The following is a 23,125-nucleotide window of genomic DNA, read 5'->3' as shown; positions in this document are numbered from 1 at the left end:
GTCTTCTCCTTGTCTTTCTCGGGTCTCCAACCTGCTGTGGAACAGCGCCCATGCGCCGGGTGCTGTGTTTCGGCTCCAGCGGACTCAGACGCGAATCCGTGTGTCGCGAGCTTCAGGCATGCGCATTCTCACGAAGATAAATCCGGGTTTCCGGCGTTGGGATGGCGAGCGCGCCACGCACGTCGTTAAAAAAATTGATGGCGGCGAGGCCTGCCCAATGAACGATGCCGCGCACATCCTGATCGAGGATCACGTCGATCGCACGCTCGGAGAGTTGCGCGCGAGTCTCCGCGGTGCATTCATGCCCGATCAATACTAGGCGTGCCTTGTCGCCGGATTCCTGCAACGCCGTTGCGATGCCTGAGATGCCGCCGCCCGTCACATAAACCCCGACCAGATCCGGGTAACGCGCAAGGAGCCCCTGCACGGCAAGACCTGCGCCGTCGTCATCTTCGGCGAAGTCCGGTTCGGCAATCCAGCGCAGATTGCGAAAGTCCTCTTCCAGCACCTGCGATAAGCCGGTGCGTCGTTCCAGTTGATCGTGCAGGCGCGACGAGGCCGATAGAATCGCCACCGTGCCGAGCCGCGCGCCGAGAAAGCGGCCCATCAGAAGTCCCGCGGTGCGTCCGGCAATCCGGTTATCGACGCCGACATACGCAACGCGGCGACTGGCGGGCAGATCGGAGAACACCGTGACAACGGGGACGCCCGCATCGCTCATATCCTCCACGAGGCGTTCGACCGCTGGATAGTCGAGCGGCACAAGCACGAGTGCGTCGTAGTCGATCACCTGCTCAGCGAAAGCAATGGTGTCGCGATGCGTCGTGAAATCGCAGCGGTAGAACGACGGAATGATGCGGTGCTCGCGAAAGAAGCTGGCGGACAGCGCGATATTGCGCTCGACGTGGTCGAGGAAACGCGAGTTGACCTGAGGGAGTACGAAGGCCACGCGATAGGTATTGATCTTCGCAGGGCGGCCTCGGCTTGCGCGTTCGTCGCGCAGGGCTGCCAGCGCGAGATGGACGCGCTCCGCCGTTTCCGGACGCACGGCCTGGTCGTCGCGCAACACACGATCGACCGTGGCGACGCTAACGCCCGCACGACGCGCAATCATCATACGTGTTGCCGGCATGTGGCTCTCCGGTGCCAGCCCAGAAGCTTTTCGTTAAGGTAGTTTTTCCGGAGAGAAATGCAAGTTTTTTTGCGGCAATAAACGCATCATTCTTGATGGTATTGGTGAGCCGCGTTTCGGCTCACATGAGTGAACGCATGGATTGCCTAAATCAGTGGACGGTGCGTTGCACAAGAATCTTCTGGTCAATTGCCTCCCATAGGAGCAACGGCACGACTCCGGCGACCGGCGCGAGATTACCGCTAATTCAATCCTCGATAAGCTCCACAGACTTCGTTCGCGAATCAGCGGAACGGAGCACTAGAAGCGCGTGCGCATCCCCACCGTACCGACCACCTGGTTTGCCGTCGACGACGCACCACCGGCCGTATTGATGAAGGCCACAACGTTCTGACCGATCGCATGCTGATACATGCCTTCGGCGTAGACATCTGTGCGTTTGGAAAGCGCGTAGACAGCCTGCAGATTGACCTGGTTCCACTTCGGATCTGAACCGTACTTCGTTCCCGTGGCATTGAACGCGCCCGACAGATGAGCATCGGTATACGTGTCGGTGATGCCTAGCGTAACCGCTGGTGTAAGCGTGTACTTGGCGTTCAACTCATAGTTGTCGAAGTGCTGCGAACCGTTGTTGAGGTTAAAGGACTGCGTGCCCTGATAATGGCTGTTTGTATACACGAATCCGACGACTGCCGGTCCGAAGGTGTAGCTCAGACCCGCGCCGAACGTGCGCTGGACGTCTGCCCCGAACCTGAAGCCACCCGTCGTCGACGCCGCTTCGCCGAGGTCAACTGCACCGCTGGCGTTCGCTTGGGGGACGGCGCCATTGCCGTTGATTTGCAGGTAGCCGGCAGCCATTTTGAACGGGCCGTAATCGAAGCTCGCCCCCGCACTGTATGCACGGTTCAGCGTGAAGTCGGTACTGTTCGAGAAGGCATAGAGGCCGCCGAACTTCAGGCCTGCATAGTTGCTGCTCGTGTACTTGACCGCGTTGCTCATCCGTAGCGTGTGGTTCAGGTTGTCGTTGTCGAACGGGTGCGCGAAGCCTGTGTCGCCGAACGTGCCGGCCGTGCCCGACAGCGGTGCAACGAAGTCCACCAGCGAGTCATATTGACGGCCCAGCGTCACCGTACCGAACTCGCTGCTCAGGCCCACAAACGCCTGTCGGCCAAACATCCGGCCATTCTGGCCAAGCTTGCCGTTTTGAACGTTGAAGCCGTTTTCCAGCACGAAAATGGCCTTCAGGCCGCCGCCGAGGTCCTCGGCGCCCCGCATGCCGAAGCGACTGCCATTAATATTGCCGCTGGTTGCCTGAACAAGGCTGCCGTGCGCAGTGGCGGAGGTCTTGACGTTGTTCGTATACATCAGACCAGCGTCGATGAGGCCGTACAGGGTGACCGAACTCTGTGCATGGGCAGCCGAAGCAGCGAATGCAGCAGATACGGCGAGGGCGACAGGGATTCGTTTCATGACTTCACTCCAATGGGCGGGGGGCGAGACAGAAAGCAGGGCACGAGGATGAAAGGCAGCAAACTGCATGATGTCATTTCAAAGCTCGATTGACCGCTGCGTTTCGTCGAGCCAATTCGTCATAAATCCGAAATAATTTTGACGAACCCTTACTGCAAAAGGTGCGTTGCTATTGTTCCCACCCAATCCGCCACGCATCGCCGTTGTATTGAAGCGACGGCGTGGGCTCGCGGGTGTGCCACCGGGTCGAAAGCACGACGTTGGCCAGTCACCGCGTCAATACGTGTAAGAGGCAATCACGCTTTTAATCTTTTCCAGCGACTCGCGGAGTATGGGCAAATCAACGGAGCCCAGTGCCACGCGAATCGCGTGGGGTACATGCTCCGAAGTCGAGAAAGGCTCCGCCGTCGAGACAGAGATTCCGTCGCGCACGAGCGCCATCGCCACTACGTCGGCGCGAACCTCTTCCGCGAGAGGAAGCCAGACGAAGTAGGACGCGGGATGGCAAACACGCCGCACTCCGGCGAGAACCTCGGCGGCCATCGTTTGGCGGACCGCCGCATCGCGACGCTTCTCTGACTCCAGACGTGTGACCGTGCCGTCGTCCAGCCAGCCGCAGGCAATGGCGGTCATCACGGCGGCCGTGTTCCAGGTGGTGGCCCGAATAGCACGCTCGATAGGTGCGACCCAGCGATCGGGCGCGGCGACAAATCCGACACGCAGGCCGGTCGCGATGCTTTTCGACAGACCCGAGACGTACACCGTCGTTTCAGGGGCGAGCGCCGCCAACGGGGGCGGTGGGTTGTCCGCGAGGAAGGCATACGCGGCGTCCTCGATAATGAGTAGCCCGTGCTTGCGGGCAATCGACACCAACTCGTGCCGACGCTGCGCATTCATGACCCAGCCTAGCGGGTTATGGAGTGTCGGCATCGTGTAGATGGCGCGCACTTTTCTGCTTCGACACAAGCGTTCGAGCGCGTTCAGGTCGGTGCCCGACTCCGAAACCGGAATCGGCGCCAGTTCGAGCCGGATCGTTTCGGCGAGGACCTTGAACCCCGGGTAGGTCAATGCGTCGACCGCGACCACGTCGCCGGGCTTCAGGAGCGCCAGAGCGGCTGCGGTCAAACCATGCTGCGCGCCGTTCACGATCACGACCTGAGCGCCTTCGACGGCGAGTCCTCGGCACGACAGATGACGCGCGACAATCTCGCGTTCATGCGTCCGGCCTCCATGTGGCTGATAACGCAGTAGCGCATCCAGGTCGCCAGAGGAGGCGAGCTGGCGCAACGCGCTTCTGAGCAGTTCGGCCTGGCCGGGAAGCGACGGATTGTTGAAATTGAGGTCCGCCAGGCCCGCGTCGCCGGCATGCTGGTCGATGCCCAGGCGCGCAGGCAAGGCTATTTCGCGTACGAAAGTGCCACGGCCGGTTTCGCCGCTGACCAATCCCATCGCGTCCAGCTCAGCGTAGACCCGCGACGCGGTGACGAGCGCGAGTCCCTCTCGCGAGGCGAGCTGGCGGTGAGTCGGCAGGCGTGTGCCGGGCGCGAGGCGTCCGCTGCGAATGTCGCTCGCCATTCTGTCGACCAGCAATTTGTAGCGGGGCGTCGGCATGCGCGAATGTATCCATGACAATTATTTGATTGTATTGATTCTCGGCCATAGGATGGCACATCGCAACTCTGTTTGCGCAGTCGTGGGACTGGCCGGCTTTCACTGGCGTGGTCTCATGAAACGGCGGCGAACAGTACGCGCCCCTCGGCTTACGGACGACATCATGCACATCGCCATTCTTACCTTCGAAGGCTTCAACGAACTCGACTCGCTCATCGCACTCAACGTGCTCAATCGCGTCAAGAAACCGGGCTGGCGGGTGTCGATCGCCAGTCCTACCGCGCGAGTCAGGTCGATGAATGGCCTGGTCATCGAAGCGCAGGCTACGCTGCAAGAGGCTTGTGATGCCGATGCGGTGATCGTGGGCAGCGGCGTGCGCACGCGCGAAGTCGTCGCCGATACTGCGCTAATGGCGCAGTTGCAACTCGATCCATCCAGACAGCTGCTGGGCGCGCAATGTTCCGGTACGCTGGTTCTTGCGAAGCTGGGGCTGCTCGACGGCGTGTCCGCGTGCACCGATCTCACGACCAAGCCGTGGGTTCAGGAAGCCGGAATCGCCGTGTTGAATCAGCCCCTTTTCGTCAGCGGAAACATCGCGACGGCCGGCGGGTGCCTGGCCGCGGTTTATCTCGCTGCCTGGGTCATTGCCCGGCTGGAGGGTATCGATGCAGTGGCGAGCGCATTGCATTACGTCGCGCCCGTCGGAGAGAAAGAGGACTACGTGTCCCGCGCGATGGGGCATATCATGCCGTTCCTCGAAGCGAACCTGAAGACGGCATGAGCGAGCGAGGTAAACCGCCGGCGCGGTCCCCTTGAACATTCCTGTTATGAAACCCGCCATTTAAATCACGTTGCAGACCGCGGCGTTCCGCCCGCGGACTGCACAAAAAACCAACACTCGTTCCGCGACAACGTTTGCGCCGATTCAAACCGTCCCCATCGGTATGTTTGGCTATTTACAAAAACGGCAGCTACCGAAATACTCCAGCCACAACTTGAAAGTTACGTGTCAACGAGAAGTCATGCCAGTCCGTTTACCACGGACGTCACCAGTAGCGGGTCGGCGCAACTTCTAATTCGCTTCCTCCCATAAACACAGCGTTTCCCCCAGGTTCGCAGCAGTCCGGGGTAAATATTACCAACGATTACAAACCGGCTCGTCGTTCGCAGGAAGGGTCCGGAAGGCCAGCAGCACATGAAAGCATTAAGTGTTCTCCACAGCGAGTCGTCGCGGGGGTGGGGAGGGCAGGAAGTTCGCACGCTCAAGGAGATGATCGCGTTGCGGGCGTTGGGTCATCACGTCGAGTTGGTGTGTCCAGAAGACGCGCGTCTTGGCATGCGCGCGCGTGCCGATGGCTTTGCCGTGCATTACGCGCGTATGCGGGCCGGCGCCGATTTGCGTTCCATGCTCACGATCCGCGCGCTGCTCGCGCGTCGCCGCTTTGATGTGCTGAATACGCACAGCGGCCATGACAGCCTCGTCGCCGGCATGGCCGGGCGGCTCGCGGGGACGCCGTTCATCGTGCGCACGCGGCATCTGGCGTTGCCAATCACGTCGCTTGCCACGTACAACTGGATTCCCCATCGCGTAGTGGCGGTCAGTCATCACGTGCGTAACTATCTGATCTCCGCGGGCGTGCAGGAAGACCGCGTGGAGACGATCTACGACGGCATCCTGAAGCCGGAAACGGCAAGCCGCTCCACCTTGCGGGACGAACTCGGACTGGACGCCGACGCGGTGGTCGCCGGCATGGTGGCGATCGTGCGCGAGAAGAAGGGCCACGAAGATCTGATCGCAGCCGTCGCGCCGATGCTGGCCGAGCGCCCCAATCTGCATGTCGTGATGGCGGGGGACGGCGTGTGGTTCGAGAAAATCAAGGCGATTGTCGACGGCATGGGCCTCGCGCATCGCATTCACTTGCTCGGCTTTCGCACCGACGTGACCAACGTGCTGCGCGGCTGCGATCTGTTCGTTTTGCCGACGCATCAGGAAGCGCTCGGCCAATCGTTTATCGAAGCGATGGCGGTGGGTTTGCCGGTGATCGGCACGCGCGTGGACGGCGTGCCCGAGTTGATCGACGACGGCGTGAACGGCCTGCTCGTGCCGGCGCATGACGTCGATTCGCTGCGCGGCGCGCTCGCGCGTCTGATCGACGATGCGCCGCTGCGCGCGCGCCTGGGACTCGCCGCGCGTCTGAAGACCGACAGCCGCTTCACGGTGGACGCCATGGCGAACGAGACCGTCGACTGCTACATGCGCGGCATCTATGCCGGGCGCGCTTACTACGGTGAAGGGCGGGCGGCGGCATGACGAAGTTCGCGCGCGCGGTGCCCGTGCTGATGTATCACCACATCAGCACGTCGCCAGGCATGATCACCGTCTCGCCGGAACACTTTGCCGCGCAAATGGCGTATCTGGCCGGCGCGGGCTATACGACGATCGGCAGCGCGCAACTGTCGGCTTATCTGGCCGGCGAGCCCTTGCCGAAGAAGGCCGTTGTGCTGACCTTCGACGACGGCTATCTCGACAACTGGGTGCACGCGCATCCGATTCTCGAGGCTCACGGATTGACCGCGTTGTGCTTTCTGGTGACGAGCTGGATCGGCGAAGGGCCGGTGCGTGCGCACGCGCGCTCGGGCGGCGCGCTGCCGGCTTTGCTCAATCATCGCGAGGGCGAGGTGGCGATCGAAAACGGTGAACCCGATCGCGCGATTCTGCGCTGGTCGGAGATCGATGCGATGCGTGAAGCCGGCACGTTCGAATTTCACAGTCATACGCATAGCCACGTGCGGTGGGATCGGGTGTCCGCCAATGCAGAGGAAAAGTGCGCCGGGCTGACGCGCGATCTCGCCAGCGCGCGCGCCACGCTCGAGCACAAACTGGGCGCCGTGTCGGATCATCTGTGCTGGCCGCAGGGCTACCACGACGAGGACTATCGGCGCATCGCGGCAGCGGCCGGCTTCCGGCACTTCTACACGTGCGAGACGGGTTCGAACTATTCGGGACGCGACGATGGCGCGGCGCGCTCCATCACGCGCCTCGAAGTGCGTGACAGGCCGGCTTCGTGGCTGGCCTCGCGGTTGTGGGTGCATACGCGGCCCGCGATCAGCCGCGCGTATCTGAAGATCAAACGGTAACGCGCTGGAGTCTTGCTCTGCGCCGCAGGATTCTTTCCCTGGGCCCGCTGTTGCTATGACGCCCCATGCCGGGCCGCTTCATCACAGTTGCGACTCGATCGGCAACAAACCCAGAAACCAGATGCCGACGCGCTTCATGCGCGACACACCGGGCTCGTCGAGTTCGCTGATCTTGCCATCCGGCGCGGTGTCGATCCAGACGATCCGGCTCGTGCCGTTCGCATCCGTGCGGGTTTCGAGCCGCCATGCAAGCTGATCCAGCTTCGGCTCGACGCCGTCCGCGACTTGCGCGGCGAGTGGCGCGCTTTCGCAGTACACGCCGATTTCCGTATTGAGCGTGATCGACCGAGGGTCGAGATTCATCGAGCCGATGAAGATGCTGGTCCTGTCGAACACATAGGTCTTCGCATGCAGCGAGGCTTTGGACGAACCCAGAATCGATTTCTTCTTCTCGCCGGCGTCCTTGTCCGGCGCAGGCTTCAATTCATACAGATGCACGCCGGCGTCGAGCAGGTCCTTGCGATAGCGCTGATATCCGGCGTGAACCGCGGCGACGTCGGTGGCGGCGAGCGAATTCGTCAGCACCGTGACGCGCACGCCGCGCCGCGTTTGCGCGCGCATCCATGCCACGCCCTTTTTGCCGGGGACGAAGTACGGCGAGATGATCAGCACTTCCTTCGCCGGCTCGATACTCAATGCATTGAATTGCGATAGCAGATGTCCCTGCGGGTCGTCCGGCGAACGCGTGATCTTGGCGGGATGGTCGTAGAGAAGCGTCGCCTTGCCCCAGGAGAAGTCGGTGTCGCGCGCCTGCAGCGTGTCGCGCAGGCGTGCTCTAACCTGCGTGACGTAGGCCGAATCGTGCTCGGCGGCGACGAACGCCGTGAGCTTCGCGCGATAGGCCGGCAGCGCGTCCGGCTCGGCGGCGTGTCCGGTCAGGCTGGCGATCGGGTATGCGGCATCCGAGTTCCAGAATTCGTCGAAGGCATTCGAGACCTTATGGACCACGGGCCCGAAGGTCAGCACGTCGAGGTCGCCGAAGTCGACCTCGCTGGACGCGCCGAAGTATTCATCGCCGATATTGCGGCCGCCGAGAATCGCGGCCTGGTTGTCCGCGATCAGCGCTTTGTTGTGCATGCGCCGATTGACCCGGCTGAATTCGAGCACGGTACCCAGCTTCTTGAAGCTGCGGCTGGCGATCGGATTGAAGAGCCGTACTTCGATGTTCGGGTGAGAACTGATGGCGAGCAGCACTTTGTCGTCGGCGCCCGTGCCCAGATCGTCCAGCAGAACCCGAACCCTGACGCCGCGATCGGCGGCCTTGAGCACCGCGTTGGCGAGGTGGCGGCCGGTCAGGTCGTCGTGCCAGATGTAGTACTGCAGGTCGAGCGTGCGCTCGGCTGTCTCAGCCAGCACGACGCGAGCGAGCAGGGCGTCGACGCCATTGGGCAGCAGATGGAACGCGCTGTCGTCGGGATGCTCGCGCTCCTGCGGGATGAAGGCGGTGGCGAGACGCGTGCCGTCCGTGTCGGTCAGTGCGTGCGTCGTGGTACGGCCTGTTTGCGGCGGCAAGCTCGCGCAGGCGGACACCAGCGTGATCAGCAAGACTGCAACGAGACCGCGGAACGTCGCCATGGTTGTGCCCTTCGATCGTGCGTATCCGTAAGATAGCCGCAAGCGTGGGGCACGTCGAGCGCGGCGCACGGACCGTGCGGCCGCCTCGACACAAGCACGGTCTCAGTCCAGCGCGACCGCTGCGGCGGCACTGACCGGTGAGCCTTCGACCGCCACCGATTGCGCGCCGTCCGGGCCAACCGGCACGTCGCCGACGAGCGTCGTGCGATACAGTTGCCGGTCGAACTCGAGGTCGAAAATATCCGTGGGCGCGAGATGTGCCGTCGCCCGGTTGTCCCAGAACGCGACGCTGCCGGCTTCCCATTTGAAGCGCACGGTGAACTCCGGCCGCGTCACATGTTCCCACAGCAGTTCGAGCAACACCTGGTTTTCGCGCGGGCTCACGCCGACGATCGACTTCAGAAAACTCGGGCTCACATAGAGCGCCCGCTCGCCCGTTTCCGGGTGAACCCTGACCAGCGGATGTTCGGTGACGAGCGTGCGCTGCTCGACTGCCTGGTTGAACGCCTCCGTGCCACTCGCGCCGGCCGGCGGCGTGAAACGGTGCAGCCCACGCAGACCGTCGACGAAGGCTCGCAGCGGTGCGGAAAGCTTTTGATAGGCAGCCACCAGGTTGGTCCACTGCGTGTCGCCGCCGTAAGGTGGAATCGTCACGCCGCGCAGGATCGACGCCCATGGCGGATTGAGCGCGGCCGTCACGTCCGTGTGCCAGCCGGTCCACGGGCGTTGGAGCGTTTGCCCCTCGAAACGCGTCGCTTTGCGGTACTTCGAAATCGAATAGACCTCCGGATGACCGTCCACGTGACCGAACACCGGATGCCCCAAGGTCGGCTCGCCGAACTGCGCCGAGAACGCGACGTGCTGCTCGTGCGTGAGGAACTGCTCACGAAAGAAAACGACGCGCCACTTCAGTAGCGCCGCGCGAATCTCCGCGACCTGGCGCGCGTCCAGTTTCTGCGTGAGATCGACACCATGAATTTCCGCGCCGATATGCGCGGAAAGCGGCGTGACCTGAATGGACTCGATGTCCTGCACTGCGGCTGCATTCATGAAAGGCTCCTGATGTTCTGATGTCTTTGTGAAGGAAAGATATGCCGTCGCTCGATCAGCTCGCTATGGCGGCTACTTGCTGCGTTGCTGACACATAACGATTCACAGGGCGCGGCAGGCCCAGGTTTTCGCGCAGCGTGCTGCCCTCGTATTCCGTGCGGAACAGTCCGCGCCGTTGCAACTCCGGCACGACCAGTTCGGCGAATTCCGTCAAGCCGCCCGGCAACCATGGCGACATGATGTTGAAACCATCGGCGCCTTCTTCTTCGAACCATTGCTGCAACTGATCCGCAATGCTCTTTGGCGTGCCGACCACTTGCTGATGCCCACGCGCGCCGGCGATGCGCAGATACAGATCGCGAATCGTCAGGTTCTCGCGCCGCGCGAGGTCGAATAGCAGCCGCTGACGACTCTTGCCGCCGTTGGTTTCCGGCAATTCGGGCAGCGGCCCGTCGACGGGATACTGCGAGAGATCGACACCGCCCGACATATTCGACAGCAGCGAGAGACCGACGGTCGGATGAATCAGGTCCTGCAGCGCGGCGAATTTCTCCTCGGCCTCCTCCTGCGTGCGGCCGACAATCGGGAAAATGCCCGGCATGATCTTCAGATGAGCCGGCGCGCGTCCATACTTCGCGAGACGTCCTTTGACGTCGCGATAAAACGACTGCGCTTCTTCGAGCGTTTGATGCGCGACGAAGATCACCTCGGCGGTTTGCGCGGCGAGCTCGCGCCCCGCCTCGGACGCGCCGGCCTGCACGACGACCGGCCAGCCCTGCGGCGAACGCGCGACGTTCAGCGGCCCGCGCACCCTGAAGTGCTTGCCCGCATGGCCGAGCACGTGCAGTTTGTCCGGGTCGAAGTAGACGCCGCTCTCCTTGTCGCGGAGAAACGCATCGTCTTCCCAGCTGTCCCACAGGCCGGCCACCACGTCGTAAAACTCGCGCGCGCGTTCGTAACGAACCGCGTGATCGGGATGGCGCTCGAAACTGAAATTGAGCGCCTCGGATTCCGTGCTCGACGTGACGAGATTCCAGCCCGAACGGCCGCCGCTCAGATGATCGAGCGAGGCGAATTTGCGCGCGAGGTTATAGGGTTCGTTGAACGTGGTGGAGACCGTCGCGATCAGGCCGACGTGCTTCGTCACGACCGAGAGCGCCGACAGCAAGGTCAACGGCTCGAAATGATCGGCGCGCGCGGTGCGGGACAACGAAGGCAGATTGGTGTCGCGCACGCTCACGCTGTCGGCGAAAAAAATCGCGTCGAATTTGGCGCGCTCGGCGATCTGCGCGAGTTCCGCGTAGTGCGCAAAGTCGAGCCCGCCGCTCGCATGCGCATCGGGATGCCGCCATGCGGCGATGTGATGGCCCGTCTCCATCAGGAAGGCCCCCAGTCTGATCTGCCGCTTCGGCTGTGTTTCACCGCTCATCGTCTGCTCCATGATGACTCGTTGTGTGTGGGGGAGAACGCGTGCCTCACCATGCGAGCCGCCATTCCGTGATCGGCGGACTCGCTACCGGAATGCGCGTGCCGTCGTGCGGCTCATCGTCATCGTGGTCACCGCGCTCATTGCGTGCTTCGCGTCGCGCGCCGTTGTGCTCGGCGAAATCGGCCAGCACTTCGTCGCGCAAACGGATGAAGCGGGGATCGTTGCGCTCGCGCGGGCGCGGCAATGCCACATCGACGATCCGCTTGATACGGCCCGGTCGCGGCGCCATCGTGACGACGCGGTCGCCGAGGTAAAGCGCTTCGTCCACATCGTGCGTGACGAGGATCATCGTGATGCGTTCGTGTTCCCAGATGCGCTGCAACTCGTTCTGCAAACGGCCGCGCGTGAGCGCGTCGAGCGCGCCGAACGGTTCGTCCAGCAGCAGCACGCGCGGACGATTCACGAGACCGCGCGCAATCGCCACGCGCTGCGCCATGCCGCCCGACAGTTGATGCGGGTACGAATTTTCAAAGCCCTTGAGGCCGACAAGGTCGATATGCTCGGCCACGGCTTCGCGTTTCTCGCGTGCGGAAAGCGGCGCGTTACGCAGCGCGGCGAGAATGTTTTGCGACGCCGTGAGCCACGGAAACAGCCGGTGATCCTGGAACACGATGCCGCGTTCGAGCGACGTATCGCGCACCTTGTCGCCAGCAACGACGATGTCGCCGCTATAGTCGGTGTCGAGCCCCGCGATCAATCGCAGCAGCGTGGATTTACCGCAACCGCTCGAACCGAGCACGCTGACGAACTCGCCGGCGCGCACGCGCAGGCTGATGTCGTCGAGCACCGCGAGCGGCATGCCGCCTTGCTGCGCGTAGTGCTTGCTGACGTGAAGAATGTCGATGCTGTCGGAGAGCGTGGAAGAAGTCATGAGCGGTCCGGAGAGTGAATGTTCATCTACAGGTTCAGCGCGTGGCCGAGTTGAACCGGCGCGCAAAGATCGCCCGCTCCACGGCGCGCGCCAGCGCGTTCAACGCCCAGCCCGTCGCGCCGATCACGATCACGCCGAACAGCACCAGATCCATGCGGAACTGCTCGCTGCCGTCGATCAGCGTATTGCCGATGCCGCTGCCGGCCACCAGCAGATATTCAGCGCCGAGCGTGGCGAGCCACGAATAGATCAAGGCGAGATAGATGCCGGTGAAAATCGACGGCAGTGCGGCCGGCAGAATCACGGCGCGGATGAGCTGCCATCGCGAGTAACGAAAGGCGCGAGCGACTTCGATATAGGCGCGCGGCACCGCGTGAATGCCGTCGCAAGTGTGCGCGGTGACGGGCAGCAGCGCGGCGAGCGAGAGGAACACGACTTTCGCGACGTCGCCCAGACCGAACCACACGGAAATCAACGGAATCCACGCGAATAGCGAGATCTGTTTGAAAGTGTCGAAGCTCGGTCCGATCATGCGTGTGGCGAGCCGTGAAAAGCCGAGCACGCTGCCGAGCAGCAGGCCGCCCAGCGTGCCGATCACAAAGCCGCTCGCCTCGCGCGCGAGCGACGCCGAGAGCGCTTTCAAAAGCGCGCCGCTTTCGATCTGCTGCCACGCGGTGGCGAGAACCTGCGCCGGGCTGACGAGCAAGCCGCTTTTGCTCACGTGCGCTGCTGAGACGGCCCACCAGATCGCGATCGCGATGACCGGCAAGACGGCGCCGCGCCAGTCGACGCGTGTCAGCAGCGGGCGGCGCGGTTGGGCCGCGCGTCGGAACGAAGCGGGCGCGCTGCAATCGCAGGATGCGCCGGCGGACTGTTCCGACTGATTGGAACGCTTGAAGAGCTTCATCGTAGTTGCCTCGCGTGTGGCGCCATGTGGGTGTCGTTCATGCGATCACTCGCGAAATGCCGATGGCTGTCCGCGCCGCAGCCGTGCTTCGAGCGCATCGAGCGCACGATTCACCGCATAACCGATTGCGCCGACCACGACCACCGACGCCATCACCAGATCGAGTTGAAAGAGTTGCCGCCCATAGACGATCAGATAGCCGAGTCCTTCGGACGACGCCACCAGTTCGACGACCACCAGCGCGAGCCAGGCCTTGGTGAACGCGAGCCGCACCCCCGTGGCGAGCGTCGGCACCGCGGCAGGCAGCACGAGATAGACGATCCGTTGCCAGCCGCTGTACTCGAACACGCGCGCCACTTCATTCAACGCGGCGGGTGTCTGGCGGAATCCCTGCAGCGTGCTCAACGTGACCGGCACGAGCGCCGCGTGCGCGATCAGAATGTATTTGAGCGGCTCGCCCACGCCCACGAGCAACAGCAAAAACGGCAGCCACCCAAGCACCGGAATCTGCACCAGCGCATTGAAGCTCGGCAGCACATAAGCTTCGAGCGTGCGCGACAACCCCAGCGCCGCCCCGAGCGCAAAGCCGAGCAGCGTGCCCGCGCCGAAACCGAGCAGCACGCGTTGCAGGCTGACCAGCGTATTGCGCGCGAGGTCGCCGCTCCTCGCCAGTTCGACCAGCGTCTCGAACACGCGCTCGGGCGGCGGCAGAATCTGCGGCGCGATCCAGCCGCGCTCGCAACCCACGGCCCATAGTGCGAACAGCAGCGCGGGCAACGCCCACGGAGCGAGGCGCCACGCGAGTGCGCGCAGGCGCGGCTCACGAAACAGCGGAACGCGCGACGTTTGCGGCGTACTGGGCGGCGCGAGCCGTTCGCGTTCGACGTGGATTGCGGTTTCGCTCATCGTGATCGCTCCGGTGGGTTAGCTGAGCGGTTTGCCGGCGGCGTCGTAACGCGTCCAGTAGTGGTCGAGCTTCTGCGTGCGCAGCGCGTTGTCGAGATATTTCGTTTCGAACCAGCCATCGACCTCGACCGGCTGGCGGATCAGTTTGAGGTTCAGCGCATCCGTCGCAACCGCTTTGTAGCGCCCCACGATGAACGGATCGATCAACGGCGAGTTGCGGTCCTTCAGCTTCTGATTGGCGAACTCGGCCTGCCACGACGAATAGGGCACGCCGCTTTGGGCCCACAGCTTGAAGAGCGCATCGCGGTTGGCTTCGTCGGAGGACCATTGCGCGCCTTGCACGAACACGTTGACGACGCGCTGCACGATATCCGGATGCGCATGATCGAAGTCGTCGACCACCAGCAGATGCGCCTGCCGCGTGAACTGTGGACCGTCGTTCTGCGATTCGTAGACCACTTTCGCGAAGCCTTGATCACGCAGCTTGTACACGTGGTAATCGTTGACCGACGCGTCGATGCCCCTGGAGGCCAGCGCCGCGAGCGAACTCGCTGTATCGAGATTGATCACGCGCAGATCGCGTTCGTTCAACTGATTGGCGGCGAGCGCGTTGTCCGCGACGAGTTGCAGATTGGTGCCGCGAAAGATCGACACGCGCCGGCCTTTCAGGTCCTTGATCGAATGCACATCCGAATCGGTCGGTACAGCCACCTTGATGCCGGTGCGCACGCCAGAGGCGAGTAGCAAGTGTGTTTTCAGGCCGTTGGCGCGGGCGAGCACCGCGGGCAGATCGCCCTGAAAGGCGAAGTCGAGCGATTTGTCGGCGATTGCCTCGTTGACCGCCGGGCCGGCGCCTTTGAAAAACAGCCACTCGACCTTGATGCCGTCGGCGGCGAATTCCTTTTCGAGCGACTGCTGCAATTGCACGGTCGCCGCCGGCGAGCCGCCGAAAGTGGGCGGATCTCCCGTGCCTTGCTGCGCGACGCCGATGCGGATCACGGCGGGTTTGTCGGCATAGGCGTGAACCGCGGCAAGCGAGAGGGTCGCCACGGCGACGAAAGACTTCAGCAGACGGAAATAGCGCATGCGCAAATACCAATCGATGAGTGGGAACGGGTGTGAAAGCCCGGGTTGGCGGATAACCGGCGCGCCGGCCGCCGGGTCGCCGACCGTCGGAACTACACGTTAGATTCGCGTGCGCTCGAATCCAACCAATCATTGCAGATAAGAAAATCTGCAGAAGTGCGAACCGTGCTGCCAATTGCGCCACTGCATGGCAAACCACCAGGCAAGCGCGGAAATCCCGATTTGCATAGTTGAATTCGTCGTTTTGCCGGCGTGTAGCGAATGGCTACCATGCATCGCTTCAGCCATTCATGCGAAGTCCGGATCATGTCCACTGTTGCCTTTCCGTCGACCACCATCGACACCCAAACGCCCGCTGAGAGCGCGGCGCGGCCCGCAATCATCCGCAGCGCGCAAGACGTTTCACGCATCGTCAATGCCGGCGCAGCGAAGGGCAGCAATGCGCGCATCGTGATTGCGATCGCGCTCGGCGGCGTCTTTCTGGATGCTTACGATCTCACCTCGCTTGCGTACGGCATCAAGGACATCGCGCGCCAGTTTGCGCTGTCGCCGGTACAGGTGGGCTTCGTTTCATCGGCCATTACGTTTGGGGCGATTCTTGGCGCGCTGTTCGGCGGCTACCTGACCGATCGCATCGGCCGTTGTCGTGTCTTTATGGCAGACATGCTGTTCTTCGTGGTCGCGGCAATTGCGGCCGGTCTCGCGCCGAATGCGTGGGTGCTCGGCGGCGCGCGCTTTCTGATGGGTTTCGGCGTCGGTCTCGATCTGCCGGTGGCGATGGCGTTTCTCGCCGAGTTCTCTCGCGTAGCGGGCAAGGGCAACAAGGCGGCCAGCGTCGCTGCGTGGTGCCCCGCCTGGTACGCCGCCACGAGTACCTGCTATCTGCTGATTCTCGGGCTCTATGCGATTCTGCCGGAGCATCAGCTTGGCTGGCTGTGGCGTCTGACGCTCGCGTTCGGTGCCGTGCCCGCCATCGCGATCATTCTGGTGCGCAGCCGCTATATCAGCGAATCGCCGGTATGGGCCGCGAATCAGGGCAATCTCGACGAAGCCGCTCGCATCCTGAAACGCACGTATGGCGTGGATGTCGTGGTCGAGAAAAACGACGCGCCGGTCAAAGCGCCGCGCGCCGCTTCATGGCGCAACTACGGCGTGCTCTTCAACGCAACGTATCGCCGCCGCACGATTCTCGCGGCGGTGATCGGCAGCGCTTCTTCGTTCGGCTACAACGCGATCATCTTCGGCTTGCCGGTGATCATCACCAGCTTCTTTCATCAAGGACCGCTCACCACGATCATCGCCGCGCTGGCGCTGAACCTGGCATTTGCGTTCGTCGGCGGGCTGATCGGTGTGCGCACCGCGCCGACGGTCGGCGCATGGAAGATGACGGTGCTCGGACACGCGCTGCAGTTCGCCTCGCTGATCGGCCTCGCGCTGATCGGCAAACCCGGCAGCGGCGCGCTTGTCGTAGTGGCGATCCTGCTGCTCGGCGGCTATCTGTTCGGGCAAGGTTTCGGACCCGGCTCCCATTCGATGACGTATGCGTCGCTGAGCTATCCCACGTCGTTGCGCGGCATCGGGGTGGGTTTCAATCAGACGCTGGTGCGGTCCGCATCGACGATCTCGCTGTTTCTCTTTCCGGTGCTCGCCGCCGCGCTCGGCACCAAGGTGTTCTGGCTCATCGCAATCGCGCCGCTGAGTTCGCTGCTCACGTTGCTGGTGATCCGGTGGGAGCCGTCGGGCTATGACATCGACAGCGAGGATTACGACGTCGAGCCGGCATTGGCGGGAACGCGTTAATGGCCTCGCGTATCGCCCAACCGGATTCGCCGCCGCCGTCGCGCGCTCGCCGTCGTGTGCTGGGCCGTCTTGCGCTCGGCAGCCTCGTCGCTTCCCACGCCGCGGCAGCGAGCGAATTGCTCAAGCCGCTGGAGGTCGCGCCATCGAGCCGCGTGCCCGGCGCGCCCATCCTGGAGCATCCGTACGGCGTGCCGTCGACGCACGAAGCGGATGTCGTACGCCGCAGCGCACGCGCGTGGCCGCTGCCCGGCGCGGCTTCGTCGATGACGCCGCTCGCCGAATTGCACGGCACGCTCACGCCCAATGGTCTCGTCTACGAACGTCATCACGGCGGCGTGCCCGACATCGACCCCGATCAGCACCGGCTGGTGATTCACGGATTGGTACGGATGCCGAAACTCTTTACGATGGACGATCTGCTGCGTCTGCCATCCGAATCGCGCATTCATTTTCTCGAATGTTCCGGCAATACCGGCAATGAATGGAACGGGCCGAGCGGCATGCCGGTGCAACTTACGCATGGACTGCTGTCGTGCTGCGAATGGACCGGCGTGCGTCTTTCCACCTTACTCGAAGAAGTGGGCGGCGTAGCGGTCTCCGAAAGCGGAACACCGGGCGGCTGGTTGCTGGCGGAGGGCGCCGACGCCGCTGCCATGACGCGCAGTTTGCCGCTCGAACGGATACTCGAGCGCGCGCTCGTGGTCTACGCGCAAAACGGCGAACGCTTGCGCCCGGAGAACGGCTATCCGTTGCGGCTGATCGTTCCCGGCTTCGAGGGCAATACCAACGTCAAGTGGCTGCGCCGGCTGAAGGTGGTCGACGCGCCGTTGCAGACGCGCGAGGAAACTTCGAAGTACACCAGCCTGCTCGCGAACGGCACCGCGCGACAGTTCGCGTTCGAGATGGACGCGAAGTCGGTGATCACGCGGCCGTCGCCGGGGCACCGACTGACCACGCACGGCTATTACCCGATCACCGGCCTCGCGTGGTCAGGACGCGGCACGATCCGCAAGGTCGAAGTCTCGACCGATGGCGGCACGACGTGGCGCGCCGCGCGCCTGGTCGGCGCGCTTCATGATCGCGCGTTGACGCGTTTCGAAGCAGACTGGCGTTGGGACGGCGGCGTGGCCGCAATTCTTTCGCGCGCCACGGATTCGACCGGCTACGAGCAGCCGACACGCGCCGAGCTCCTCGCCGCGCGCGGTCTCAACTCGCAATATCACTACAACGCGATTCAGCAATGGCGCGTCGAGGCAAGCGGCGAGGTGCGTAATGCGTGAGGCACGTTTAAGACGCAAGCCCGCTCGCGTGGCGCTGGCCGCGTTGCTGTCGCTGACGGCACTGACGTCGTGTTCATCGGTGGCGCCGTCAGCGCGCAACGCCCCGGCGAACCACGACATCGGCACGCCGCTCACGGCGCAAGACCTCGCGGCATGGAACATCGACATCGCGCCGAACGGCCGCGGTCTGCCGGCGGGCAGCGGCGACGTCGCCACGGGCGCACGCATCTTCGCCGCGAAATGCGCGGGGTGCCACGGCGCGCAGGGTCAGGGCGGCCTCGGCGATCAGCTGATAGGCGGGCAGGGCACGTTGACGAGCGCGAAGCCTAAACGCACGGTGGGTAGTTACTGGCCGTATGCGACCACGCTGTTCGACTACATCCGCCGCGCCATGCCCTACACCGCGCCCCAATCGCTTTCCGCCGACGAGGTGTATGCGCTCAACGCATACCTGCTCAACCAGAACGGCATCGTGCCGGCGAATACGCGGCTCGACGCGGCGTCGCTGCCGCGCGTGGTCATGCCCAATCGCGACGGTTTCGTCGCCGATCCGCGTCCTGGGCGGCTTTGACGGGGCCTCGCGGGAACACATCAGGAGTCGGCCGGCTGCCCGCAGCGCGTTAAAGCATCGGGTTTATCACTGCAGCAGATATCGGTATCGGATTTGCTTCGTTGTCGGGGCGCGTGCGTGCCGGTAAATTCGTCTGACTGCGCCCTTGCCGGCGTTTCCGAACAGATTCGACCAAGAGTTTCCTGTGACGACTGCCTTTGCACCCACCACCGCCAGCGAGACTGGCCACGCTCATCAGACCCAGCCCATCGAAATTCGCGCGTTCGGCGGCCCCGTCGGCGCTGAAGTGCTTGGTCTCAATCTCAGCCAGCCACTGAGCGACGACGATTTCCGCCGCATTCACCGCGCGCATCTGGATCATCACGTGCTGGTGTTTCGCGATCAACGCATCACGCCGGATCAGCAGATCGCCTTCAGCCGCCGCTTCGGTCCGTTGCAGATTCATGTGCTGCATCAGTTCCAGTTGAAGGGCTATCCGGAAGTGCTGATCGTCTCCAACATCGTCGAGAACGGTCAGCCGATCGGTCTCGGCGATGCCGGTCACTACTGGCATTCCGACCTGTCGTACAAGGAGAAGCCAAGCCTCGGCTCGCTGCTGCACGCGCAGGAATTGCCGTCGGAAGGCGGCGACACGCTGTTCGCCAACATGCATCTGGCGTACGACACGCTGCCCGCGCATTTGCGTGCCGCCGTGGAAGGACGTTCGGCGGAACACACGTATCTCGCGAAGTACGCCGAGCTGCAAAAACGCAGCCCGTGGCGCCCGAATCTCTCCGCCGAGCAGATCGCGCAGGTTAAGCCGGTGGTGCATCCGATCGTGCGCACGCATCCGGAGACCGGGCGCAAGGCGCTTTTTGTCAGCGAGCATTTCACGACCCGCGTGATCGGTTTGCCCGAAGACGAGAGCAAGCAATTACTCGATGAACTCTTCGCGCATAGCGTGCGGCCAGAACATTTGTACCGGCATCAATGGGCCAAACACGACATGGTGTTCTGGGACAACCGCTCGTTGATGCATCTCGCGGCCGGCACGCCGGATCATCTGCGCCGCAAACTGTATCGCACGACGATTGAAGGCGACGTGCCGTTTTAACGGCAACGTCACCCGCTTATTACCATCACACGCTGACCGGAGTTCCGATGCTCGCCATGTTTCGCCCGACCGCTGCGCGGTCGTCTTTCGCTCACCGTTTAACCGCGACGTTGCTGACTTTGTCGACGGCGGTGGCCGGCCTCGGCGCAGCCGTGCCCGCGCATGCCGAAGGGCAGATCCGCGTGGCCGAACAGTTCGGCATCGTCTATCTGCTGCTGAACGTGGCGCGCGATCAGCAGTTCGTCGAGAAGGAAGGGCGCAAGCAGGGGCTGGATATCAAGGTCGACTGGGTGAAGCTTTCGGGCGGCGCCGCCGTGAACGACGCGCTGCTTTCCGGCGCGGTGGATATCGCCGGCGCGGGGGTCGGCCCCTTGCTGACCATCTGGGATCGCACGCATGGCAAGCAGAACGTGAAAGGCGTGGCGTCGCTCGGCAATTTGCCGTACTACCTGATCAGCAACAATCCCGACGTCAAGACGATTGCCGACTTCACCGAGAAAGACCGCATTGCGGTGCCGGCCGTCAACGTCTCGGTGCAATCGCGCGTGCTGCAATACGCGGCGGCGAAACGTTGGGGCGACAAGGATTACAACCGTCTCGACAAGTTCACCCAGGCTTTGCCGCATCCGGATGCGGCCGCGGCGATCATAGCGGGCGGTACGGAAATCACCGGTCACTTCGGCAATCCGCCGTTCCAGGAGCAGGAACTGGCGGCCAATCCGAAGGCGCACATCGTGCTGAATTCCTACGACGTGCTGGGCGGCCCGAGTTCCGCGACCGTCCTGTACGCGACGGAAAAATTCCGCGACAGCAATCCGAAAACGTATCGCGCATTCGTCGATGCACTGGCCGACGCAGCGCGCTTTATCACGGCGAATCCCGATGCCGCGGCCGATATCTACATCCGCACGAATCAGTCGAAAATCGACCGTAATCTGCTGCTGAAAGTCATCAAGGATCCGCAGGTTCAATTCAAGGTCGCGCCGCAGAACACGTTCGGGCTCGCGCAGTTCATGCATCGCGTCGGCGTGATCAGGAACGAACCGAAGTCCTGGAAGGATTATTTCTTCGACGACCCGGCGACCGCCGCCGGAAGCTGATCATGAAGGCATACGCGAGCATCGCCGGATATTTAACGGCCCGAGTGGTCGGCTTACAGGGAGCGATCTGATGGTGGCCAATCCTACCGTGCTGTTTCCGAAGCAGGCTGAAGCAGCCGCGCCGGCGACCAGCGAAAAACTGCTCGCGGTCGAAAACGTCAACCTCGAATACCGCACGCGTGAGCGGATTGTGCGCGCGACCCACGACGTGAGTTTCGACGTCTACGGCGGCGACCGTTTCGTGCTGCTGGGACCGTCCGGGTGCGGCAAGTCGACTTTGCTCAAGGCGGTGGCCGGCTTTATCGAACCGACGTCCGGCAGCATCTCGCTCGACGGCCAGATTGTGCGCGGTCCCGGCGCCGATCGCATTGTCGTGTTCCAGGAGTTCGACCAGTTGCCGCCGTGGAAGACCGTGCTGCAGAACGTGGCCTTTCCGCTGCGTGTCGCGAAGAAGCTCTCGCGCGCCGAGGCCAACGAGCGGGCGCTGCACTATCTGAAGAAGGTCGGGCTGGCGTCGTTTGCCAACGCTTATCCGCATACGTTGTCGGGCGGCATGAAGCAGCGCGTCGCGATTGCCCGCGCGCTGGCGATGCAACCGCGCGTGCTGCTGATGGACGAACCCTTCGCCGCGCTCGACGCGTTGACTCGCCGCAAGATGCAGGAAGAACTGCTGCGTCTGTGGGACGAAGTGAACTTCACCTTGCTGTTCGTCACGCATTCGATCGAGGAAGCGCTGGTGGTCGGCAATCGCATCCTGTTGCTGTCGCCGCATCCGGGGCGTGTGCGTGCGGAGCTCAACAGTCATCAATATTCGCAGGACAGTTTCGGACGCAGCGATTTTCAGCGCAGCGTCGCGCGTATTCATCACCTGTTGTTCGAAGAGACGGAGGCTGGGCAATGAGTTCTCCCGCCACTTTGCTGCCGCCGGTTCGCGACGAGTACGAGCGTCCGCTCGAACCGCTCGGCGAACTCGTGCTCGAAGCGCCGCTGCCGCTCGGCAAGCGCATTTTCGCGCAGAGCTGGTTGCGCAAGACGCTGATTGCGCTGGTGTTGATCGGCATCTGGGAAATCGCCGCGCGCGCGATCGACAACGATCTGCTGCTGCCCACGTTCGGCGCGACGTTCAGTGCGTTCGTACAAGGCGTGTGGTCCGGCGAATTGCTGCAAAAAACCGCCGTGTCGATGTCCGTGCTGCTGCGCGGCTATCTGCTCGGCGCGGCGCTCGCCTTCTTGCTGACATCGCTCGCGGTGTCGACGCGCCTAGGCCGCGATGTTCTGTCGATGCTGACGGCGATGTTCAACCCGTTGCCGTCCATCGCGCTGTTGCCGCTCGCGTTGCTGTGGTTCGGCCTCGGCACCGGCAGCCTGCTGTTCGTGCTGGTTCATTCGGTACTCTGGCCGCTCGCACTGAACACCTATTCCGGTTTTCAGTCGGTGCCGGCGACGCTGCGCATGACGGGTCGCAACTACGGGCTCACCGGCCTGCGCCATGTGCTGCTGATTCTGGTGCCGGCGGCGTTGCCGGCGATTCTGGCGGGCTTGCGGGTGGGTTGGGCGTTTGCCTGGCGCACCTTGATTGCCGCCGAACTCCTGTTCGGCGCGAGTTCAGGCAGCGGCGGCCTCGGCTGGTACATCTTCCAGAATCGCAACGAGCTGTACACGGACCGCGTTTTCGCGGGCCTCGCCGCGGTGATCGTGATCGGCTTGCTGATCGAACACCTGGTGTTCGATACGCTCGAACGCGTAACCGTGCGGCGCTGGGGCGTGCAGCACTGAGGGCGCTTCAGCGCACATACGGACACGCCGTATACGCGACGGTCGGCGGCGCATCGCGTTGACGAGTAGGATAGTGCGGCAGGGCGCTTGCGTCGCTCGCACGCTGCGCCGCACAAAGCAAGTTGACGAAAATTCCCGGTTGCTCCCGCTGCCGCCGTCGACTACAAATCTGAAGCTGCGCACGGTCCGCCGCCAACGGGCCGTGCATCT

The 23,125-nt window shown here is 63.1% G+C and carries 20 protein-coding genes; 10 read left to right on the top strand and 10 right to left on the bottom strand.

Translation table 11 applies throughout. From position 1 onward, the window contains the following. Window positions 1-112: 112 nt before the first annotated feature. The 3 genes from B0G80_RS03785 to B0G80_RS03775 all read right to left on the bottom strand — a co-directional run bounded on the left by B0G80_RS03785 (window position 113) and on the right by B0G80_RS03775 (window position 4,213). Complete coding sequence (locus tag B0G80_RS03785; RefSeq protein WP_181196542.1) at window positions 113-1,132, bottom strand: LacI family DNA-binding transcriptional regulator; 1,020 nt, start codon at window positions 1,130-1,132, stop codon at window positions 113-115. Window positions 1,133-1,432: 300 nt separating this feature from the next. Further along, entirely contained in the window at window positions 1,433-2,602 is a 1,170-nt protein-coding gene (locus B0G80_RS03780) for a porin (protein ID WP_116117041.1), read from the bottom strand. Window positions 2,603-2,878: 276 nt separating this feature from the next. Beyond that, the gene (locus B0G80_RS03775; RefSeq protein WP_116117040.1) at window positions 2,879-4,213 is read right to left on the bottom strand and encodes a PLP-dependent aminotransferase family protein; all 1,335 of its coding nucleotides are present in this window, start codon (window positions 4,211-4,213) and stop codon (window positions 2,879-2,881) included. Between the two features lie 163 nt (window positions 4,214-4,376). On the opposite strand from B0G80_RS03775, the gene B0G80_RS03770 reads away from it, so the two are divergent. The 3 genes from B0G80_RS03770 to B0G80_RS03760 all read left to right on the top strand — a co-directional run bounded on the left by B0G80_RS03770 (window position 4,377) and on the right by B0G80_RS03760 (window position 7,351). Further along, on the top strand, window positions 4,377-4,994 hold the full coding sequence (locus B0G80_RS03770; protein ID WP_116117039.1) for a DJ-1/PfpI family protein: 618 nt from the start codon (window positions 4,377-4,379) through the stop codon (window positions 4,992-4,994). A 414-nt stretch (window positions 4,995-5,408) separates the two neighbouring features. Continuing rightward, window positions 5,409-6,524, top strand: coding sequence for a glycosyltransferase family 4 protein (locus B0G80_RS03765; RefSeq protein ID WP_116117038.1), 1,116 nt, complete (start codon window positions 5,409-5,411; stop codon window positions 6,522-6,524). Continuing rightward, window positions 6,521-7,351: a polysaccharide deacetylase family protein gene (locus B0G80_RS03760; RefSeq protein WP_116117037.1), complete on the top strand. Its 831-nt coding sequence runs from the start codon at window positions 6,521-6,523 to the stop codon at window positions 7,349-7,351. The genes B0G80_RS03765 and B0G80_RS03760 overlap by 4 nt, the downstream gene beginning before the upstream one ends. An 81-nt stretch (window positions 7,352-7,432) precedes the next feature. On the opposite strand, the gene B0G80_RS03755 is transcribed toward B0G80_RS03760, so the two are convergent. The 7 genes from B0G80_RS03755 to B0G80_RS03725 form a co-directional block, all read right to left on the bottom strand. After that, window positions 7,433-8,986, bottom strand: coding sequence for a phospholipase D family protein (locus B0G80_RS03755; RefSeq protein ID WP_116117036.1), 1,554 nt, complete (start codon window positions 8,984-8,986; stop codon window positions 7,433-7,435). Between the two features lie 102 nt (window positions 8,987-9,088). Then, window positions 9,089-10,036: a TauD/TfdA family dioxygenase gene (locus tag B0G80_RS03750; protein WP_116117035.1), complete on the bottom strand. Its 948-nt coding sequence runs from the start codon at window positions 10,034-10,036 to the stop codon at window positions 9,089-9,091. Between the two features lie 55 nt (window positions 10,037-10,091). After that, window positions 10,092-11,465: an LLM class flavin-dependent oxidoreductase gene (locus B0G80_RS03745; RefSeq protein ID WP_116119503.1), complete on the bottom strand. Its 1,374-nt coding sequence runs from the start codon at window positions 11,463-11,465 to the stop codon at window positions 10,092-10,094. Window positions 11,466-11,511: 46 nt separating this feature from the next. Beyond that, window positions 11,512-12,396 carry an ABC transporter ATP-binding protein gene (locus tag B0G80_RS03740; RefSeq protein WP_116117034.1) on the bottom strand — a complete coding sequence of 295 codons (885 nt, stop codon included), beginning with the start codon at window positions 12,394-12,396 and terminating at the stop codon, window positions 11,512-11,514. A gap of 34 nt (window positions 12,397-12,430) precedes the next feature. Beyond that, entirely contained in the window at window positions 12,431-13,303 is an 873-nt protein-coding gene (locus B0G80_RS03735) for an ABC transporter permease (protein WP_116117033.1), read from the bottom strand. A gap of 45 nt (window positions 13,304-13,348) precedes the next feature. Then, a complete protein-coding gene (locus B0G80_RS03730; protein WP_116117032.1) occupies window positions 13,349-14,209 on the bottom strand; it encodes an ABC transporter permease in 861 nt (286 codons plus the stop codon). A gap of 18 nt (window positions 14,210-14,227) precedes the next feature. Then, window positions 14,228-15,295 (bottom strand): ABC transporter substrate-binding protein, encoded by a 1,068-nt coding sequence (locus B0G80_RS03725; protein WP_116117031.1) that lies wholly within the window; start codon window positions 15,293-15,295, stop codon window positions 14,228-14,230. Between the two features lie 306 nt (window positions 15,296-15,601). Here B0G80_RS03725 and B0G80_RS03720 point away from each other — a divergent pair, with 306 nt between their 5' ends. The 7 genes from B0G80_RS03720 to B0G80_RS03690 all read left to right on the top strand — a co-directional run bounded on the left by B0G80_RS03720 (window position 15,602) and on the right by B0G80_RS03690 (window position 22,915). Then, window positions 15,602-17,095: an MFS transporter gene (locus B0G80_RS03720; protein ID WP_116119502.1), complete on the top strand. Its 1,494-nt coding sequence runs from the start codon at window positions 15,602-15,604 to the stop codon at window positions 17,093-17,095. Then, complete coding sequence (soxC, locus tag B0G80_RS03715; RefSeq protein WP_116117030.1) at window positions 17,095-18,375, top strand: sulfite dehydrogenase; 1,281 nt, start codon at window positions 17,095-17,097, stop codon at window positions 18,373-18,375. Before B0G80_RS03720 ends, soxC begins: the two co-directional genes overlap by 1 nt. Further along, complete coding sequence (locus B0G80_RS03710; RefSeq protein ID WP_116117029.1) at window positions 18,368-18,946, top strand: c-type cytochrome; 579 nt, start codon at window positions 18,368-18,370, stop codon at window positions 18,944-18,946. The genes soxC and B0G80_RS03710 overlap by 8 nt, the downstream gene beginning before the upstream one ends. Before the next feature lie 184 nt (window positions 18,947-19,130). Further along, the gene (locus B0G80_RS03705) at window positions 19,131-20,039 is read left to right on the top strand and encodes a TauD/TfdA family dioxygenase (RefSeq protein ID WP_116119501.1); all 909 of its coding nucleotides are present in this window, start codon (window positions 19,131-19,133) and stop codon (window positions 20,037-20,039) included. 47 nt (window positions 20,040-20,086) lie between these two features. After that, the gene (locus B0G80_RS03700; protein WP_116117028.1) at window positions 20,087-21,139 is read left to right on the top strand and encodes an ABC transporter substrate-binding protein; all 1,053 of its coding nucleotides are present in this window, start codon (window positions 20,087-20,089) and stop codon (window positions 21,137-21,139) included. A gap of 70 nt (window positions 21,140-21,209) precedes the next feature. Continuing rightward, window positions 21,210-22,040, top strand: a complete 831-nt coding sequence (locus tag B0G80_RS03695) for an ABC transporter ATP-binding protein (RefSeq protein WP_116117027.1) — start codon at window positions 21,210-21,212, stop codon at window positions 22,038-22,040. Next, the gene (locus B0G80_RS03690; protein WP_116117026.1) at window positions 22,037-22,915 is read left to right on the top strand and encodes an ABC transporter permease; all 879 of its coding nucleotides are present in this window, start codon (window positions 22,037-22,039) and stop codon (window positions 22,913-22,915) included. The genes B0G80_RS03695 and B0G80_RS03690 overlap by 4 nt, the downstream gene beginning before the upstream one ends. The last annotated feature ends 210 nt before the right edge of the window (window positions 22,916-23,125 follow it).

Source organism: Paraburkholderia sp. BL6669N2, assembly GCF_003387275.1.
GTDB lineage: Bacteria > Pseudomonadota > Gammaproteobacteria > Burkholderiales > Burkholderiaceae > Paraburkholderia.
The sequence above is the reverse complement of the archived record's forward strand: the minus strand, read 5'-3'. Positions and strand labels throughout refer to the sequence as shown.

Coding starts and splice junctions, on each gene's coding strand:
- B0G80_RS03770 (WP_116117039.1), top strand. CDS start 4,377: ATGCACATCGCCATTCTTACCTTCGAAGGCTTCAACGAACTCGACTCG.
- B0G80_RS03765 (WP_116117038.1), top strand. CDS start 5,409: ATGAAAGCATTAAGTGTTCTCCACAGCGAGTCGTCGCGGGGGTGGGGA.
- B0G80_RS03710 (WP_116117029.1), top strand. CDS start 18,368: ATGCGTGAGGCACGTTTAAGACGCAAGCCCGCTCGCGTGGCGCTGGCC.
- B0G80_RS03730 (WP_116117032.1), bottom strand. CDS start 14,209: ATGAGCGAAACCGCAATCCACGTCGAACGCGAACGGCTCGCGCCGCCC.
- B0G80_RS03755 (WP_116117036.1), bottom strand. CDS start 8,986: ATGGCGACGTTCCGCGGTCTCGTTGCAGTCTTGCTGATCACGCTGGTG.
- B0G80_RS03745 (WP_116119503.1), bottom strand. CDS start 11,465: ATGAGCGGTGAAACACAGCCGAAGCGGCAGATCAGACTGGGGGCCTTC.
- B0G80_RS03725 (WP_116117031.1), bottom strand. CDS start 15,295: ATGCGCTATTTCCGTCTGCTGAAGTCTTTCGTCGCCGTGGCGACCCTC.
- B0G80_RS03720 (WP_116119502.1), top strand. CDS start 15,602: ATGTCCACTGTTGCCTTTCCGTCGACCACCATCGACACCCAAACGCCC.
- B0G80_RS03780 (WP_116117041.1), bottom strand. CDS start 2,602: ATGAAACGAATCCCTGTCGCCCTCGCCGTATCTGCTGCATTCGCTGCT.
- B0G80_RS03735 (WP_116117033.1), bottom strand. CDS start 13,303: ATGAAGCTCTTCAAGCGTTCCAATCAGTCGGAACAGTCCGCCGGCGCA.
- B0G80_RS03690 (WP_116117026.1), top strand. CDS start 22,037: ATGAGTTCTCCCGCCACTTTGCTGCCGCCGGTTCGCGACGAGTACGAG.
- B0G80_RS03750 (WP_116117035.1), bottom strand. CDS start 10,036: ATGAATGCAGCCGCAGTGCAGGACATCGAGTCCATTCAGGTCACGCCG.
- B0G80_RS03760 (WP_116117037.1), top strand. CDS start 6,521: ATGACGAAGTTCGCGCGCGCGGTGCCCGTGCTGATGTATCACCACATC.
- B0G80_RS03700 (WP_116117028.1), top strand. CDS start 20,087: ATGCTCGCCATGTTTCGCCCGACCGCTGCGCGGTCGTCTTTCGCTCAC.
- soxC (WP_116117030.1), top strand. CDS start 17,095: ATGGCCTCGCGTATCGCCCAACCGGATTCGCCGCCGCCGTCGCGCGCT.
- B0G80_RS03740 (WP_116117034.1), bottom strand. CDS start 12,396: ATGACTTCTTCCACGCTCTCCGACAGCATCGACATTCTTCACGTCAGC.
- B0G80_RS03775 (WP_116117040.1), bottom strand. CDS start 4,213: ATGCCGACGCCCCGCTACAAATTGCTGGTCGACAGAATGGCGAGCGAC.
- B0G80_RS03785 (WP_181196542.1), bottom strand. CDS start 1,132: ATGCCGGCAACACGTATGATGATTGCGCGTCGTGCGGGCGTTAGCGTC.
- B0G80_RS03695 (WP_116117027.1), top strand. CDS start 21,210: ATGGTGGCCAATCCTACCGTGCTGTTTCCGAAGCAGGCTGAAGCAGCC.